The sequence below is a fragment of the Levilactobacillus sp. LN180102 genome (assembly GCF_050106635.1).
GTDB lineage: Bacteria > Bacillota > Bacilli > Lactobacillales > Lactobacillaceae > Levilactobacillus > Levilactobacillus brevis.
Window position 1 is genome coordinate 84,099 of sequence record NZ_JBNIIX010000006.1, and the last position, 16,154, is coordinate 100,252.

General features: G+C 46.9%; 15 protein-coding genes. 1 reads left to right on the forward strand and 14 read right to left on the reverse strand.

Annotated elements, in window-relative coordinates:
• Nucleotides 1-201: 201 nt before the first annotated feature.
• Both ACP4IT_RS05380 and ACP4IT_RS05385 read right to left on the reverse strand, forming a co-directional pair.
• Nucleotides 202-1,362: an ROK family transcriptional regulator gene (locus tag ACP4IT_RS05380; RefSeq protein ID WP_011667248.1), complete on the reverse strand. Its 1,161-nt coding sequence runs from the start codon at nt 1,360-1,362 to the stop codon at nt 202-204.
• A gap of 22 nt (nt 1,363-1,384) precedes the next feature.
• Nucleotides 1,385-2,785, reverse strand: a complete 1,401-nt coding sequence (locus ACP4IT_RS05385) for a glycoside-pentoside-hexuronide (GPH):cation symporter (protein ID WP_011667247.1) — start codon at nt 2,783-2,785, stop codon at nt 1,385-1,387.
• 278 nt (nt 2,786-3,063) lie between these two features.
• Between ACP4IT_RS05385 and yicI the strand changes: the two genes are divergently transcribed.
• Nucleotides 3,064-5,352 (forward strand): alpha-xylosidase, encoded by a 2,289-nt coding sequence (gene yicI, locus ACP4IT_RS05390; protein WP_024855179.1) that lies wholly within the window; start codon nt 3,064-3,066, stop codon nt 5,350-5,352.
• An 88-nt stretch (nt 5,353-5,440) separates the two neighbouring features.
• On the opposite strand, the gene ACP4IT_RS05395 is transcribed toward yicI, so the two are convergent.
• The 12 genes from ACP4IT_RS05395 to ACP4IT_RS05450 form a co-directional block, all read right to left on the reverse strand.
• Nucleotides 5,441-6,019, reverse strand: coding sequence for a uracil-DNA glycosylase family protein (locus ACP4IT_RS05395; protein WP_024855180.1), 579 nt, complete (start codon nt 6,017-6,019; stop codon nt 5,441-5,443).
• A 14-nt stretch (nt 6,020-6,033) separates the two neighbouring features.
• Nucleotides 6,034-6,888 (reverse strand): 4-(cytidine 5'-diphospho)-2-C-methyl-D-erythritol kinase, encoded by an 855-nt coding sequence (gene ispE / locus ACP4IT_RS05400; RefSeq protein ID WP_011667244.1) that lies wholly within the window; start codon nt 6,886-6,888, stop codon nt 6,034-6,036.
• A gap of 114 nt (nt 6,889-7,002) precedes the next feature.
• Nucleotides 7,003-7,239: a Veg family protein gene (locus ACP4IT_RS05405; RefSeq protein WP_011667243.1), complete on the reverse strand. Its 237-nt coding sequence runs from the start codon at nt 7,237-7,239 to the stop codon at nt 7,003-7,005.
• A 99-nt stretch (nt 7,240-7,338) separates the two neighbouring features.
• The gene (gene rsmA / locus ACP4IT_RS05410) at nt 7,339-8,229 is read right to left on the reverse strand and encodes a 16S rRNA (adenine(1518)-N(6)/adenine(1519)-N(6))-dimethyltransferase RsmA (protein ID WP_011667242.1); all 891 of its coding nucleotides are present in this window, start codon (nt 8,227-8,229) and stop codon (nt 7,339-7,341) included.
• Complete coding sequence (gene rnmV / locus ACP4IT_RS05415) at nt 8,219-8,791, reverse strand: ribonuclease M5 (RefSeq protein ID WP_011667241.1); 573 nt, start codon at nt 8,789-8,791, stop codon at nt 8,219-8,221. Before rnmV ends, rsmA begins: the two co-directional genes overlap by 11 nt.
• Nucleotides 8,778-9,554, reverse strand: coding sequence for a TatD family hydrolase (locus tag ACP4IT_RS05420; RefSeq protein WP_011667240.1), 777 nt, complete (start codon nt 9,552-9,554; stop codon nt 8,778-8,780). Before ACP4IT_RS05420 ends, rnmV begins: the two co-directional genes overlap by 14 nt.
• A 119-nt stretch (nt 9,555-9,673) precedes the next feature.
• A complete protein-coding gene (gene metG / locus ACP4IT_RS05425) occupies nt 9,674-11,707 on the reverse strand; it encodes a methionine--tRNA ligase (RefSeq protein WP_015473299.1) in 2,034 nt (677 codons plus the stop codon).
• A gap of 278 nt (nt 11,708-11,985) precedes the next feature.
• Complete coding sequence (locus tag ACP4IT_RS05430; RefSeq protein ID WP_011667238.1) at nt 11,986-12,831, reverse strand: DUF72 domain-containing protein; 846 nt, start codon at nt 12,829-12,831, stop codon at nt 11,986-11,988.
• Between the two features lie 11 nt (nt 12,832-12,842).
• On the reverse strand, nt 12,843-13,169 hold the full coding sequence (locus ACP4IT_RS05435) for a hypothetical protein (protein ID WP_011667237.1): 327 nt from the start codon (nt 13,167-13,169) through the stop codon (nt 12,843-12,845).
• A gap of 12 nt (nt 13,170-13,181) precedes the next feature.
• Nucleotides 13,182-13,880 (reverse strand): NAD-dependent protein deacylase, encoded by a 699-nt coding sequence (locus tag ACP4IT_RS05440; protein ID WP_172757589.1) that lies wholly within the window; start codon nt 13,878-13,880, stop codon nt 13,182-13,184.
• 27 nt (nt 13,881-13,907) lie between these two features.
• Entirely contained in the window at nt 13,908-14,873 is a 966-nt protein-coding gene (locus tag ACP4IT_RS05445) for a hypothetical protein (protein WP_011667235.1), read from the reverse strand.
• 14 nt (nt 14,874-14,887) lie between these two features.
• On the reverse strand, nt 14,888-16,150 hold the full coding sequence (locus tag ACP4IT_RS05450; RefSeq protein WP_011667234.1) for a hydroxymethylglutaryl-CoA reductase, degradative: 1,263 nt from the start codon (nt 16,148-16,150) through the stop codon (nt 14,888-14,890).
• Nucleotides 16,151-16,154: the final 4 nt, after the last annotated feature.

Sequence of the window (16,154 nt, forward strand, 5' to 3'; positions counted from 1 at the left end):
TTTCAGTCGCTGTGACACCCTCTAGCCTTGTCCAGTACATTCCAGCCCATTTACCGCGACCAGAGGGCGGGCAAGTCCAACCAAAAGTAATTGTCATAGCTGAATCCAACTGCGTTGTCATACCACAACAATCCATTTTGAAAAAAATACGATACTGCCCTGCTCACCGCGAGCTGGCCGTATCGTATTTTTTCGGTGGCACTAATGGTGCAGAATTAACCGCGTGCCAGTCATGTCCAACACCTTGTGAATGGCTAAGGAGGCCCCACCTAACAGCGTGGCATACTTAACGTCCTTAGACATAACCAGTGGTGGCACTAGTGGCATAAAACTCAATTTCATTTGAACATTTTTCAAAATTTCCGGTAACTGGTCAATCAATGGGGAATTGAAGAACACCAGTTGTGGATCGTACGCAATAATCAAATTGCTCGTCACCACCGCCAGTTGATAGCAAAAGTCCTCAATTAGATGTGTGATTTGCGCATCCCCTTGTTCATTAGCCCGCACCAAGTCTGCTAGCGTGTATGTCGGTCGCCCTTTCAGACGGGCAGCTTTAGCTAGCAAAGCCGATTGTGACCATTCCTGATCGAAATTCGTCAACTTAGCCAGTCGCTGCCGTGGCTTGTCCGGTTCAGTGAGTAGCATTTGCCCAACTTCACCAGCTCGACCGTAGTTTCCGGTATACAATTGTTTATTTAGCAAGATTCCGGCACCAACGCCTTCGTGAATGCTAATTGACACCAAGCTTTGTAATTCTTGCTTGCTGTAATCCTGTTCAAAGATCGCTGACAAGTTCGCTTCATTTTCCATAATCACTGGAACATGATAGCGCTGCTCAAAATGGCCCACCAAATCAACATCTTCAAAGTCCACGAACGGTGAACTGATAATTTCATTTTGATAAACCACCCCAAAAATCGCAATGGAAATCGCCTGTAAACCATTGTCCACTTTGAATTTAGGTAGCTGCCGAACCATTTCTTCCATTTTGGCAACAACTTGGTGCACCGTTAGATTATCAATCGGACTTTGACTATATTCAAGTGCCCGTCCATCCAGTTGCGTGACCAACATTTCTAACGTTAAGCCGGAAATGCTGAAATTAATCACGTAGCCGTACGTCACATTGTAAGCCACTAATTCCGGCCGGCGACCACTGCCGGAAGCGGCAGCTCGGGCCTCGCCCTGACTCGTAACCAGCTTGCGTTCAGTCAACGACCCAATAATGTCAGAAACCGTGACTTTATTGAGTCCTAAGAGCTTAGAAACTTCGGTTCTTGAAATGGGGCCGTGGTTCACAATTGTTTGGAGAACGGACCGTTCGTTATGGTCCCGCATGACATCCTTATTGATAATCATCTTGGGTCACTCACTTTTTGATTTATTCACCGTCTTCGGCGTTTTCACGAGCATGCTTTTCAGCCAAGTCGCTTTGCATCTTCTTTTCGATGCCATCAACATGGTAGAACATCAACGCAATTCCGGATAAGGCAAAGCCCAAGAGTGGTACCCAAATGTAGTTTAATTCGATCCCGTGTAAGGCACCAGCCGTTTGGGTCTTGTTGGCAACGTAACCAGTCCCAGTCAAAATCCAACCAGTGATCACACCACCAATTCCCATCCCCAGTTTGGCACTGAAGCTAGAAAATGACGTTACAATTCCTTCGGCCCGGACACCGTTGATCCATTCGCCATAATCCACGGCGTCGGCCAACATAACGGCAATTAAACCAGACACATAACCCGTTCCTAAGTAACCAATAATTGTCGCAAAGATAATCATTGGTACACTCAGATTGTTAGCGCCCAAGCTCAAGAGTAATTGACCAATCACGGCCAAGATCATCCCACCGAGCATGGTGTTTCGCTTACCAATTCGGCTAGCCGTCCATGGTGTCAACACCACGGCCACCAAGGCCACCAACTGTAAACTCAAGACAAGCGAAGCTAACGTGGCATCATGCATGTTGTACTTGAAGAAGTAAACCGTCACTTGTGACCGGGTTTGCATTCCCATCCAGTAAATAAAGTTGATGAAGATAATGATAGCCCATGGCCAGTTACGCTTCAAGGCTTTCAGAGATTCTTTAATTGGAATTGACTTACGAGAACTCTTGGTTTGAACCCGTTCAGTGGTGTACTTGAAGACAAAGCCAAAGATGACCACCACAATTACAGCGACAATCAAGGCCCAGATAAACCAACCGCGAGCACTAGTGGTTGATCCGTGACCAAAGAAAGCAACCATTGTCAACGTAATCCCGGTGATTAACGTAGCACCAGCAGTTCCCATGAATTGTCGAATAGTGGATAATGTGACCCGTTCTTGTGGGTTACTCGTTAATGATGGCAAAATTGAGGTAATAGGAATGTTAACTGCCGAGTAAAGCACATCGACCCCAATATAAGTGACGTAAGCCCAGACTAATTTACCGGTTAAACTCATATTGGGTGTCGTAAAGACTAACACACAGAAGACTGCAAATGGAATTGAGAACCATAACCAGTACGGTCGACTCTTCCCCCATTTGGTGTGGGTATGGTCAATCATGATCCCCCAGAAAGGCCCATCAAAGGCATCCACAATCCGAGCAGCTAAGAATAACGTTCCGACAGCCGCAGCACTTAGGCCAAAGGTATCGGTATAGAAAATCATTAAGTATGTTCCCACCATTTGGAAGGACAAGTTGCAGGCGAAGTCACTAAAGCTATAGGCAATTCGCTCGTTCCAAGGAACCATATTTTTCATGGCTGGCTCGGCTTTAGCAGCATTTTCACTCATATTAAACACCTCTATAGTTTATGAATCCATTATGTGATACTGAAAATTAATGCTGAATCGTCGACATTCAAGAAAATTCAATTTTCGAAACTAAGCATACTGGAACCGCTTACACTTGTCAATACCCAGTTGGTTTAGTAAACCAATTTACTACATGAGTCGTCACTATTTCATGCTTTTGGCTAAATGAAAGCGTTGACATTTGCAAAAACCACAAGTACACTGAGTTTGTCGATTAAGAAATTCAATTTTCTAAAAATTTTGAGAGGTGTTCTTCCATGAAGTTTACGAACGGCTACTGGTTAACCCGACCACAATACCAAATTGAATCCCCACGAGAAGTCTTTGACTACAAGCAAACTGATAACAAATTAACGCTGTACGCGCCATTCAAGTTTATCAATGAACGCGGCGACGAACTTAACCTAGGAATGAGTACGATCGACCTAACCTCACCCGTTGAAGGGGTGATTGGTGTTAAGCTGACGCACTTCGATCAAAGCGAAAAAGGCCCCGCCTACCATATCAACAATCAAAACCCAGATGTTGCCATTACCACGGGCAATGATGAATTGACCTTTACCTCTGGCGGACTAACGGCCCGGATTCCCTTTAAGCAGGCGTTCCAATTAGACTTCTTAAATGGGGATCATTTGTTGACCCAATCCTTAGACAAGGCCCAAGGGGTCATCCATGATTCCTCAACTAATAAGGATTACATGCGCGAACAACTGAACGTGGGCGTAGACGACAAGGTTTATGGTCTCGGTGAACGGTTTGGTAACTTCATTAAGAATGGTCAAGAGGTCAAAATCACCAATCAAGATGGTGGGACAGCTTCTGAACAATCTTACAAGAACATCCCCTTCTATTTAACGGATGCTGGCTACGGTGTCTTCGTTGACCAACCACAAACGGTCGATTTCGAGATTACCTCTGAAAATGTTGACCGGGTACAATTCAGTACTGAAGGTCAATCACTGCAATACTATGTCATCTATGGGCCAACGCCACAAGAAATCTTGCACCGATACACCCAACTGACCGGTCAAATGCAATTACCACCAGCATGGTCTTTCGGCTTGTGGTTGACCACCTCATTTACCACAGACTACAGTGAAAAAACAGTCATGAAATTCATCGATGGCATGAAGGAACGCAATATTCCACTAGATGTCTTCCACTTTGACTGCTTCTGGCAAAAGGGCTTCGAATGGAGCAACATGGAATGGGATCGTGACGAGTTCCCAGATCCCGCTAGCCTAATTAAGAAGATTCACGACCGCGGTATTAAGGTCTGTGTTTGGATCAACCCGTACATCGCCCAAAAAGGGAAGATGTTTGAAGAAGGTAAAGAAAAAGGCTACTTCGTCAAGCGTGAAAATGGCACCATTTGGCAATGGGATCTCTGGCAGGCCGGTAACGCCTTCGTGGACTTTACCAACCCTGACGCCGTGAAGTGGTACAAGAGCAAGCTTCAAGCCCTACTTGATATGGGGGTTGATTGCTTTAAGACCGACTTTGGTGAACGGATTCCAGTCGACGATGCCGTCTTCTTTGATGGCTCCGACCCGAAACGAGAACACAATTACTACACCCTACAATACAACCAAGCGGTCTTTGAAACCATTGAAGAAGCCAAGGGGAAAGGTGAAGCTGTCGTCTTTGCCCGTTCCGCAACAGTCGGTTCTCAAAAGTACCCGGTTCACTGGGGTGGCGATGCCTTGTCCACCTTCAAGAACATGGCCGACACCTTACATGGTGGGCTGTCATTCTTGAGTTCTGGCTTTGCCTTTTGGAGTCATGACATTGGTGGTTTCGAGGATGGCCCCGATACACCAACGGCTGATCTGTACAAGCGGTGGACGCAATTTGGTTTGCTATCTTCTCACAGTCGTTATCACGGTAGTAACGTTTACCGGGTCCCATGGAACTTCGATGACGAAGCCGTGGAAAATACGCGCAAGTATGTCAATTTGAAACTATCCTTAATGCCCTACCTGTACACCCAAGCAGCTCATAACGCCGCTTATGGTAACCCACTAATGCGGCCAATGTGGTTTGACTTTACCCAAGACCTCACGGCGCACACGTTGGATAACCAATATATGTTGGGAAGTCAAATTCTGGTGGCACCGGTCTTCAATCATGAAGGTCATGTCAACCTCTATCTGCCAGCTGGCAAATGGACCAGCATTATCGATGACAACGAATTCTACGATGTCAAAGATGGTAAGTGGCTCAGTCAAAACTACAGTGAGTTAGACCTCCCTGTTCTCGCCCGTGAAAATACCATTCTCTTGCGGAATCCTAAGGCCGTTCATGCCGACTATGATTTCACCAAGGACTTGGATATTCACTTATACGACATGCATGAAGGTACCACCAGTGTTGCGGTTGTGGATCAAAAAGGCAAAGATGCTGGTAAGGTCACGGTTGACCGAACTGGTAACGAACTCAAGGTCACAACCACTGGTTTAAGCGGTAATGCTACCATCTACGTTCATGAAAACGGCAAGACCACTCAGGTCACCCTGGATGGTGCAGCTACAACGATCAAGCTGTAATCTGACAAACTAAAAACAGTTCCCCTAACGACCGGTGAGTCGTTGGGAGAACTGTTTTTTTGATCAATCCCCCGCTACAGGGGGATTTTCATTTTATAATTGATTGAATTCGCTGTTGCAACACGGGAACCACATCCGTCATAAACCACGGGTGTTGATTTTGCCACCCATAATTCAACGGTGACGGGTGAACTAACGGAAAATACGCCGGTAGGTAGTCTTGAAAATGGGCCACCGTGGCGGTCAACGTCTTTTGCCGATTAGGTAAGTAAGCTTTTTGCGCATATTGACCAATTAATAAGGTCAACTTCACTTTAGGCATCAACGCTAATAACGGCGCATGCCATTTTTCCGCAAAGCCCTTCCGTGGTGGTAAATCACCACCGTGAGCGTGTTTGCCCGGATAGTAAAAGTCTAACGGCAACACGCCAATCTTGCTGGAATGATAAAATTGGTCTTTCGTCACGCCCATCCAGCTACGCAATCGATCTCCACTGGGATCATCCCAAAACGTCATTGATGCCTGCGCCTGTCGACTGGGCGCTTGACTAATCAGCAGGATCTCGGCATTTTCCTCTATATGATACAACGGCAAAATACCTTGCGCCGTGAAAGCTTGGTTTTCTGGATCTGCCTGAATCGCTTGAAAAACTTCATCTGCCGTCATTTGTCAGCTCTCCTCTAAGGCAATGGCCGCACCAAATACACCTCGCGACAGAACCCCTTCATTCCATTAAACACCCGTTGTGCTCGAGACTGCTTACTACATAGCCCAAAGACTGTGGGCCCCGTGCCACTCATTTGCGCTGCATCCGCACCAAATTTCATCATTTGCTGTTTAATTTGGGTGATCTCCGGATAGCGGTGAGCCGTCAAGGGTTCCAGCGCATTGCCCATCACCGCACACATTCCTTGAATATCTTGCTCGCGGATCGCGCGTAACAAGCCGTCAATGTCCGGGTGTTCCAAATGATCATACTGAATCTGCTGTAAGATGCTGGGCGTCGACACACTCACCTTGGGTTTAGCTAAAACTACCCACGCTGCCGGAAGCTTTGATAGTGGTGTGATCCGTTCGCCTCGACCTCGTACATGTGCTGTCCGACCATACACACAATAAGGTACATCGGAGTCAATTTGCAACCCCAACTCCGCCAACTCTTGCCAGCTAAGTCCCAACGACCACAATTGGTTTAGTCCCCGTAAGACAGCCGCAGCATCGGAAGAACCGCCACCCAAGCCAGCCGCTACGGGAATATTTTTTTTAATGCGAATATTGACCCCTTCGTCAATACCATAGTTTGTCTGTAATAAATGGGCCGCCTGAAAAGCGAGGTTCCGTTGATCATTCGGCAAAAAGCCGCTATCCGAAGCCACACGAATCCGCTTATGCTTCGTCAACGTTTGAATTTCCACATAGTCAGCCAAGTCAACGGACGTCATAACCATATTCCACTCTTCCGCCCCATCTTGGTGATGGTAAGGCGTGTCGAGCCCGAGGTTTATCTTGGCTGGCGCCTTTTCGATCAGTTGCATGAGCTCCACCTTACTTCTCAAGTAGACGCATCGTCTACTGTTCTCGTGAATCTGATTAAGCCCATTATACTATGGTTGACGGCAAAATAAAAAGGCCTTATCCGGCCCAATTATTTATTCATCAAAGTCAACTTCGATGTTCTTGGTTAAAATATCGGTATAACTGTAGGAAACCCGTTCGAACGAGTTTTCATCTTGGTCTAAATCAACCACAAAAACTGCTGGGTAAGTTTCCCGAAGAATTCCATGCCGCTCTGTCGTTTTTTTACGACCGGCCTGAGCAATCACCATGAGCTTTTCGCCAATGCGATCGTCCAGTTTGTTCTTAATGTTCGCTAAACTTGTTGGCATGCACTTCACCTCTGTGAAACAATTATATCATCGTTTCACAAAAATTGCAAATTATACCACAACACCCTCAAAACCGCAAGAATCCATAGTTGGTAAGGGTTACATCAATCCCTCATTGTGGAAAGCGTTCGTTAATTCGATAAAATTAAGCAGCGTTAAGCGTTCTGGCCGCAGCTGACGCGAAATACCCGTTTGATTCAAAACTGTTTCAATTCGTTCACGAACCTCTGGCTGTTTACCAAAAATCCCCTGAAGATTGTTCCACAACGATTTTCGACGATGTGCAAAGCACCCCTTAACAAAACTAAATAAAGCCTTGTCTTCGTACGGATTCACTGGTAGTGCTTCGCGTGGCGTCAAGCGAATAATGGCTGAATCCACGTTAGGTTGGGGAATGAACGCTGTTCGAGGAACATTGAAAGCAATCTCCACGTGCGCCCGGTACTGCATAATCACTGATAAAGAGCCATAGGCTTTCGTTCCTGGCTCGGCGACTAGTCGTTCGGCCACTTCAGCCTGCATCATAACCACAATTGCCTCAAACCTAACCGTACTCTGCAAAACGCCCATCAAGATTGGTGTCGTAATGTAATACGGCAAGTTGGCCACTAACTTCAAAGGCCGATCTGCTTCGAATTCATCTGCTACCACTGCTGGTAAATTGGCCTTTAAGATGTCTTCATTGATGATTTTAACATTTTTATAATCCATCAAGGTTTCATCTAAGACCGGCAAGAGGTTCTCATCAATCTCAAACGCCACCACCTTGTGGGCCCGTTTGGCAATTTGCTCGGTCAACGCCCCAATCCCGGGCCCAATTTCAATCACATTATCGTGATCATTCACATCACCCGCAGCCACAATATTACGTAAAATATTGAGGTCAGACAGGAAGTTTTGCCCGAGACTCTTTTTAGCTACCAGGCGATAGCGGTTCAAAATCGCCTTGGTACGGGCTGGTGATCCAATTTCAGGAAGTTCATTTGTCATGTGATTGCTCCTTTTCACGGACCTGCTGTAAGGCAGCGGCAAAATCGGCTGGCTGAATACCAAACATCCGTAGTCGTTTTTCAAGTTGTTTGCCATTAACGTAGCCAATCTGGAGAATCTCTCCCAATTGTTCACGTCGTGCTTTAGCGCCAGCACCACCAATTAACCCTGCCGCCAGCAAATCATCATGCGTAATCAAGGTAGGGGCTGCCGTTGTCTCTGTATAAACGTGATCGAGAGCCGCGCGAATAGCGTCTGGACTGGCATGTTCGACGCCCAGTGAACCACCCGCTTTTTCCGGACGTCCCGCCGCTTTAGGTAAAAACGCGTGCTTGGCATTCGGAACGGCTTCAGCCACAATCTTGCGAATTTTTTCACCTGAGAAGTCAGGATCTGTAAAAATGATCACGCCACGCTGATCCGCCAATTTTTGAATTAACGTCAACGTATCATCGTCAATAGCGGACCCCCGTGTTTCAATCGTATCAGCATTCACCGCGCGATTAATTTGCTTCGTATCGTCCTTGCCTTCAACCACTAGGACTTCTTTAATCTTCTTCAATCTTATAAAACTCCTCTGCGTTTTTAAACGTGGCAGCCGCAATTACTTCCGGTGTCGTCTCACGTTCTTTAGCGATCGCTTCCACCGTGTAACGCGTAAAGCCCGGTTCATTTTGCTCGCCACGATGCGGTTCAGGTGTCAAATACGGCGCATCCGTCTCGACCATCATCACATCTAATGGTGTCGCGCGAACGGCATCGTGGACCTCGTGGGCATTCTTAAAACTAGCGACACCTGAATAAGAAATGTGCATCCCCAAATCAAGAAACTTCTTTAGCCACTCGGGGTCACCATTAAAGCTATGCATAACACCGCCGATATCGCGAATATCAGCTTCTTTAATGATACGGTACGTGTCGGCAAAAGCATCCCGATTATGAACCACTATCGGTTTACCAACTTCTTTAGCAATCGCAATTTGCCGAGCAAATACCCGCCGTTGCACGTCTTGGGGTGACGTATCCCAGTGATAATCCAGGCCAATTTCACCCAATGCGACTACGCGACTATCTGTCAATTGTTCTTCAAGTAATTTTTCAGCCGCGGCATCATAATTCTTTGAGTCCTCGGGATGCCAACCAACTGCGGCGAATAACTGGTCATATTGGTGAGCCAGCTTAATGGCATCCGCATTCAACTGCGTGTTGGAGCCAATATTGGTCATCTTAACCACGCCCAGCTCAGCCGCGCGTTTGAGATACCCCGGCACGTCATCCAGAAATTCTTCGCTATTGAGATGGGTATGCGAATCAAAGATTTTCATCATGGGTCTCCTTTTCCTTAAGTTAAAAAACGTGGACGGACGGCTTAACGCCTCTACCGTCCACGTTTTATGTTAGACATACAACAATCACCGGTCAGACATGTGTGCCCGACACCATTCTAGCTAACGTCAGAACCGTTAACCAGACTGTCAGGTAAGGTCAGCAAGGTCACTTGTCCATCGTTTTCGGCAGACAATAACATCCCTTGACTAACTTGTCCTCTCATCTTTCGTGGCTTCAAGTTTGCCACAATGACGACCTTCTTGCCCACTAGTTCTTGTGGTTCTGGATACCACTCAGCAATTCCGGAAAGAATTTGCCGGGTCCCCTGATCGCCAGCATCTAATTGGAACTTCAGTAATTTATCAGCCCCGTCAACATGGTCAACGGCTTTGATTTCAGCGACTCGTAATTCAATTTTTTCGAACTTATCAAACCGAATTTCCGGCTTGGTTAAGGTTAAGTCCTCAGCCGCTGGTTCATTAGCGGCCTGTTGGGCTTCTGCTTTAGCGGCCATGGCTGCCCGTCCCTTCGTCTTTTCTGACTTGGTCATCTTACCCTGAATAAAGTCGACTTCTTCTTGCACATCAATCCGTGGGAAAATAGGGGTTCCCTTAGCGACGACTTGCTTACCTGCTGGTAGATCAGCTAACGCCAAGTCCGTCATCGTTAAGGTGGCAACGTCTAAGCCCAATTGGTCAAAGATTTCCTTAGGGGCATGCGTCATAACTGGACTGATAAGCGTGGCAATAACCCGCAAGCTAGCAGCCAAATGAGCCATAACAGCAGCCAACTCTGTAGCCTTGCTATCATCTTTGGCTAACTTCCAAGGTTCCGTTTCATCGATATACTTGTTACTCCGCGCCACTAACTTCCAAATTTCTGCCAAAGCATCAGCAAAATGCATTTGGTTCATCAAGTCATGATAGTTCGTGATGACTGCGGCTGCTGTGGCTTCCAAATCAGCATCAAACTCGGTAACTCCAGCTTGATATTGTGGTAATTGACCACCCTCATATTTGTTAATCATTGCAACGGTTCGGTTCAATAGATTCCCCAAATCATTAGCCAAATCATAGTTTAGCCGATCAACAAAGTCTTCTGGTGAAAAGACCCCATCATTACCGTAAGGCATTGCTCGCATCAGATAGTACCGCAACGCATCCAACCCATACCGATCAACCAAGGTTTCTGGATAAATCACGTTACCCTTAGATTTAGACATCTTGCCGTCTTTCATCAATAACCAACCGTGGGCAAATAATTCCTTGGGCATTTCTAGCCCTAAGGCATGGAGCACAATTGGCCAGTAGATGGAATGGAAACGAACAATTTCTTTACCCACCATTTGCACATCAGCGGGCCAGAACTTCTTAAAGAGGCCATCATCATCACTAGTGTAACCCAACGCGGTGATATAGTTTAAAAGAGCGTCAATCCACACGTAAACAACGTGCTTAGGATCACTCTTGACTGGTACCCCCCAGCTGAAAGTTGTCCGCGAAACAGCGAGGTCTTCCAATCCAGGCTTGATGAAGTTATTAATCATTTCTGTCATTCGTGATTCTGGTTGGATAAAGTGCGGATGGCTGTGGTAGAAATCCAACAACCAGTCAGCATACTTACTCATTTTGAAGAAGTAGGATTGTTCCTTTACTAGAGAGACGTCATGACCAGAAGGCGCTTGCCCACCGATCATTTTGCCATCGGCATCCCGATAGACTTTGGCCAATTGGGTTTCCGTAAAGTATTCTTCATCATCTTCGGAGTACCAGCCTTCATATTCACCCAGGTAAATATCACCCTGTTTGAGTAACCGGTCAAAGATCGCCTGAACAGCGGCCACGTGTTCATGGTCTGTTGTCCGAATGAACTTGTCATTGGAAATCTCTAACGTCTTCCACAGCTGCTTAATGCCCGTCGCCATGCCGTCCACATATTCTTGAGGCGTTTGGTTTTGGGCCTTGGCCTTATCTTCAATCTTCAGGCCATGTTCATCTGTCCCGGTTAAGAAGAACACATCATACCCATTGCTCCGCTTGTAACGAGCAACCGTGTCACACGCAATTGTCGTATAAGAATTACCGATATGTAACCGTCCAGATGGGTAGTAAATCGGCGTGGTAATGTAAAAACTTGGTTTGTCTGCCATAAAATAAAAGCCTTCCCTCGCTCTAAATTATTTCGTAATTTTTAGGTTAGATTCTAATGTAAATTCTAATCAAGTATAGCATAAACCCCGGTTGAGCCATAGCAGACAACCGGGGTTTTATGGATAAATCTGCTAGTGTCTTTTGCAGGCAACTGTAGACGCTGATTTTTCTTGGCCGTCACAAACATCTCATATTAGTGGTTATTCCAGCCCATTTGACGCGACCAGAGGGCGGTAATTTAAACCACCAGTGAGCCATAGAACTAACCGCTACTACTTCAAAACAAGTCTAGCTGTTGTGGCGCCAGATTCTGCCAATGTAAGCCTAAAATTTTCTGTAGCCGTAACGCATTAGGTGCCGCGTCCTTAGCTGAATTGTTGTTAAAAATCACACACACCTGTTGGGCATGCTGTGCGACCCGTTTCACCAATGCAGCAATGTCTTGCAATTCGGCTTCACTATAACGATAAAGCGTACGGGTCTTCCGCCAATCAGTGCCCTGGTTGAACCAGCCTTGTGCATTGCGACCATGAAGCCGCACCACTGCTAACTCCGGTGTCGTGACCGTTTCGACTAACGGAATCCCATCATTTAAGTTGTGGGGCTCATCAGTCGTCACATTGGTTAACTTCAACGACTGGAGATAGGCCATGACATCCGCAGTCATGCCCGGTGTCTCAAACCAACTGGGACTCCGGAACTCGACGGCTACCGGCAGTTTTCCCATTTTCAGCCGAACATCGCGTAAATATTGAATATTCGCCGTTGTCCGATTGAAGAACGGTGGAAACTGGAACAGCACCGTCATGAGTTTTCCGGCCGTTACCATGGGCTGAATGGCCATAATGAACTGGTCAAAAGCCGCTGTAATCCCTGCTTCCTCCAGAGGGTGTTGCCGATCATGGCGCGTCATGACCTGATTGGCTTTCAAAATGTATTGAAACCCATCAGGTACTGCCGCTTGCCAATTCGCCACCGTACTTTGGCGAGGGATACCGTAAAAGGGCGTATCTAACTCAACGACAGGTAAACGTCCTGCGTATTCAGTCAGGGTTACAGGGCGCTCCTCACCGCCAATCAAAGCGGGATGTTCTTTCCAAGTGGTCAATCCAATGGTAATCATCCAATCCCCCCTCACTTAAACCGTTCAAATTGCTTAATTAGTTCAGCCTCCGGTGTTGTCAAACGCCCATTTAACTGACTAATCAGGCGTTTACCAGCTAAACGGTCGTTATACCGAATGCCCGTCACGCATAAATCAATTAAGGCAAACAGAACCGTTATTAAAACCGCCTGTTGCCGCGCAAAACTCTGATTGAACAACGTCACAATCTGCCCGCCAAAAGCCAATTGTAAAATGCCATAGATAATCAACGTATCGGGAATCAATTGCAGCACATTTAGCCAACGCAATCGGCGCACCAGTTGGCGCAGCTCTTGGATAATCTCCTGATGGCTCATTGCTAGACCCCCCTATACGATTAACGTTTCAAAGAAACTCGTTGCATCTGTCTGAATCATTTGATAATCAATTCCCAAATTCAGCGACTCTTGATTAATCGCCACAACTTGGGCCTGTGGCGCCCGATAATCTAATAAACCAGCAAACGGATAAACACGCATTGACGTGCCGACAATTACAACGAGATCGGCCGTCTGCATAGCAGCAACCGCTCGCTGAACATTGACTTGATTCAGTCCCTCTTCGTAAAGGACGACATCTGGCCGTAGCCAATCGCCATCACTCTCATGATAAGGTGACTGCAAATAGTCTTGCCAAGCAACCTCTTGCCCACAGATCTGGCAATATACCCGATATAGATTCCCATGAAACTCAATCAGATGTTGCGTTTTCGCCAGTCGATACAGGTTGTCAATATTTTGCGTGATGACTGTCGCCCGTCCTTGTTGGGTTAGCGCCGCCTGCTTGGTATGAATGACATTGGGTTGCGCCTGCGGATAATATAAATTTTGTTTGACATAATCGTAGAACGTCTCGGGTTCCTGAGCCAAACACGTGTGGCTCAAATAGTATTCCGCGTTGCGATGACCGGTATACAAGCCATTTTTCGAGCGGTAATCCGGAATCCCTGACGGTGTTGATACCCCAGCACCCGTTAAGAAAACAATGTGTTTAGCTGCATCGAATGCCTGTTGTAAAGTTGCTGCCATCCCCATCATCCCTTCATAACGTTATGGTTACCGTAAAATATATGGCATCTTCAATTGCTTAAAGAGCTCCTCAACTGTCAAATTATAATACTTAGTAAAGTACTCTGGTGAGTCTTCTTTAGGCGCCGGTGCTGGCAGAACAAACGCATTTTGTTGATCCGTTCGATTGATTCCAACATAAGCCCGGCGTTGAGTTGTCTTTTCGTGCATATCTGAGTGATAAAATTCAAAGACTTGCTTCACTTCTAGGCCCAATTGACGCTGAGATAATACACTCGATAGCGTCGTGAACTCTGTATTGTGCAGGGCTGGCAAGTGCCAAGCCTCCAACTGTTCATCAAATGCCTTGAAGAGTTTGACGACATTGCGACGTAAAGAGAATGGTGACGTCACTGGTTTTTCGGTAATAATTGCGTAAAGCTTTTTTGCAGCCGCTAAACTAATCGGATAGTCTCGTTCAAACTGGTCCATAACCGCTTGATCGCCCGTCCCGAAAAAGACCAACGCATCCAATAGTGTCAGCGTTCGTAACGTCATTTCGTCATCAACTGGTGTTGGTTCTGGCTTCAAAGTTGCCGTGACTCCGTTTAAGTAAAGCTGTTTAATCTCGTCAGTGATCAGCTGATGTTTTTGCTGCTCTTTAACGACTACCACATGGCTAACGATGTCATATAGTTCCGTCCCCATAATCATAAGTTGTTCATCCAACTGCGGTTGTCCCGTAGTTAAGGAGAAGAAAACTTGGGGAAAGCCAGACAGTACCATGAGTAAATGAACCAGCTCATGAGCTGCTGTGTAGTTTGGCGCGGTCAGATCAGCAACCTGAATGACAATATCATCGCCCACTTTAACTTGCTGAGCCTGATCGTGGCGCACAAACCCCACTTGTTGATCACTAATAAAAGATACCGACACCTTACCCGGATACAAGGCGTTAACTTGGTCTAACAGGCCTTGCACCTCCGTATTGAGTTGCACATCTTTTGCTTGCATGTTTGTCTATTCACCTATTTCTTTAAATTTTCTTGTCGAATGGCAGCCAAAGCTGCTTGTGCCTGTGTTGTGGTCGGCTGGGTAATGGTTTTCAACCGATCGAGCACCGCTGGTAATTCGGCTGGTGTCGCGCCCACCGATAAGGCCAGGGATTTGCGCTGTAGTGCCATGTGCCCCCGTTGAATGCCATCGCTCACTAAAGCGCGCAGTGCCGCAACATTTTGTGCAAGGCCAACGGCGGCCGTAAGTCCCATTAACTGCCGGGCTGTCGTGATCTGAGCGAGTTGTTGATTGACCCGTACGAGTGGTAAAACCCGTGTGGCACCGCCAACAACCCCCAAGGCCAACGGCAACGTCAATTCACCATGAAGTTGCCCATCTGCTAACCACCAGCGACTGAGTCCCTGATACTGACCACTGCGACTCGCATAAGCGTGCGCACCACTTTCAACCGATCGCCAGTCGTTCCCCATCGCGAGAACAACCGCATCAATCCCATTCATAATGCCTTTATTGTGTGTCACAGCACGATAAGGATCAACTTGGGCTAACGCGCTGGCCTGGTAGATTCGTTCGGCCACCTGCTGGCCCGTGAGTGTTCTGGTGGCTAATTGGGCCACTGGCACTGCACACGTAGCGGTGGCTAAACTATGGGTCGCATAATTGCTTAAAATGCTCATTAAAATATCAACGTCGAGTTGTGTTCGAATCTCGGTAGCAACTGCCTCAGCTAACGTGTTTACCAAGTTAGCCCCCATCGCCTCACCAACATCAATGAATAAGTCAAGTGACACCCAATCTGGTGGTAGACACCGCACACGAATCGATCGTGCGCCACCGCCATGGGATAACAGGCTCGGATGAGCGGCATTCGCCACTTCCAAGAGTCGGGACTCATGAGCCATTAGCCACTCACGTAAATGTGCCTGATTGGTTACGTGACTAAAAACAATCTGGCCCATCAATTCACGTTGTTTGACTGTGGTGGTAATGCCCACCTCACTCATCAATAAGCGACCACCATTACTAGCGGCAGCGATGACGGATGGTTCTTCAGTTACCATGGGAACCATCACGTCATGCCCATCAACGCGCAGATTCACTGCCACACCCTCGGGTATCCCATAAGTCGTCAAATAGTTTTCAATGAGTTGATCATCAGTCGCTTGCCGTCGTGCGGCAATCAAGGCTAACTGCGCCACGGTTAAGTGAGCGTGTTGTGCTAAATGATCCCGCCTAGCCGCATATGATAATCGATAAAATGGCATTAACGTCACAATC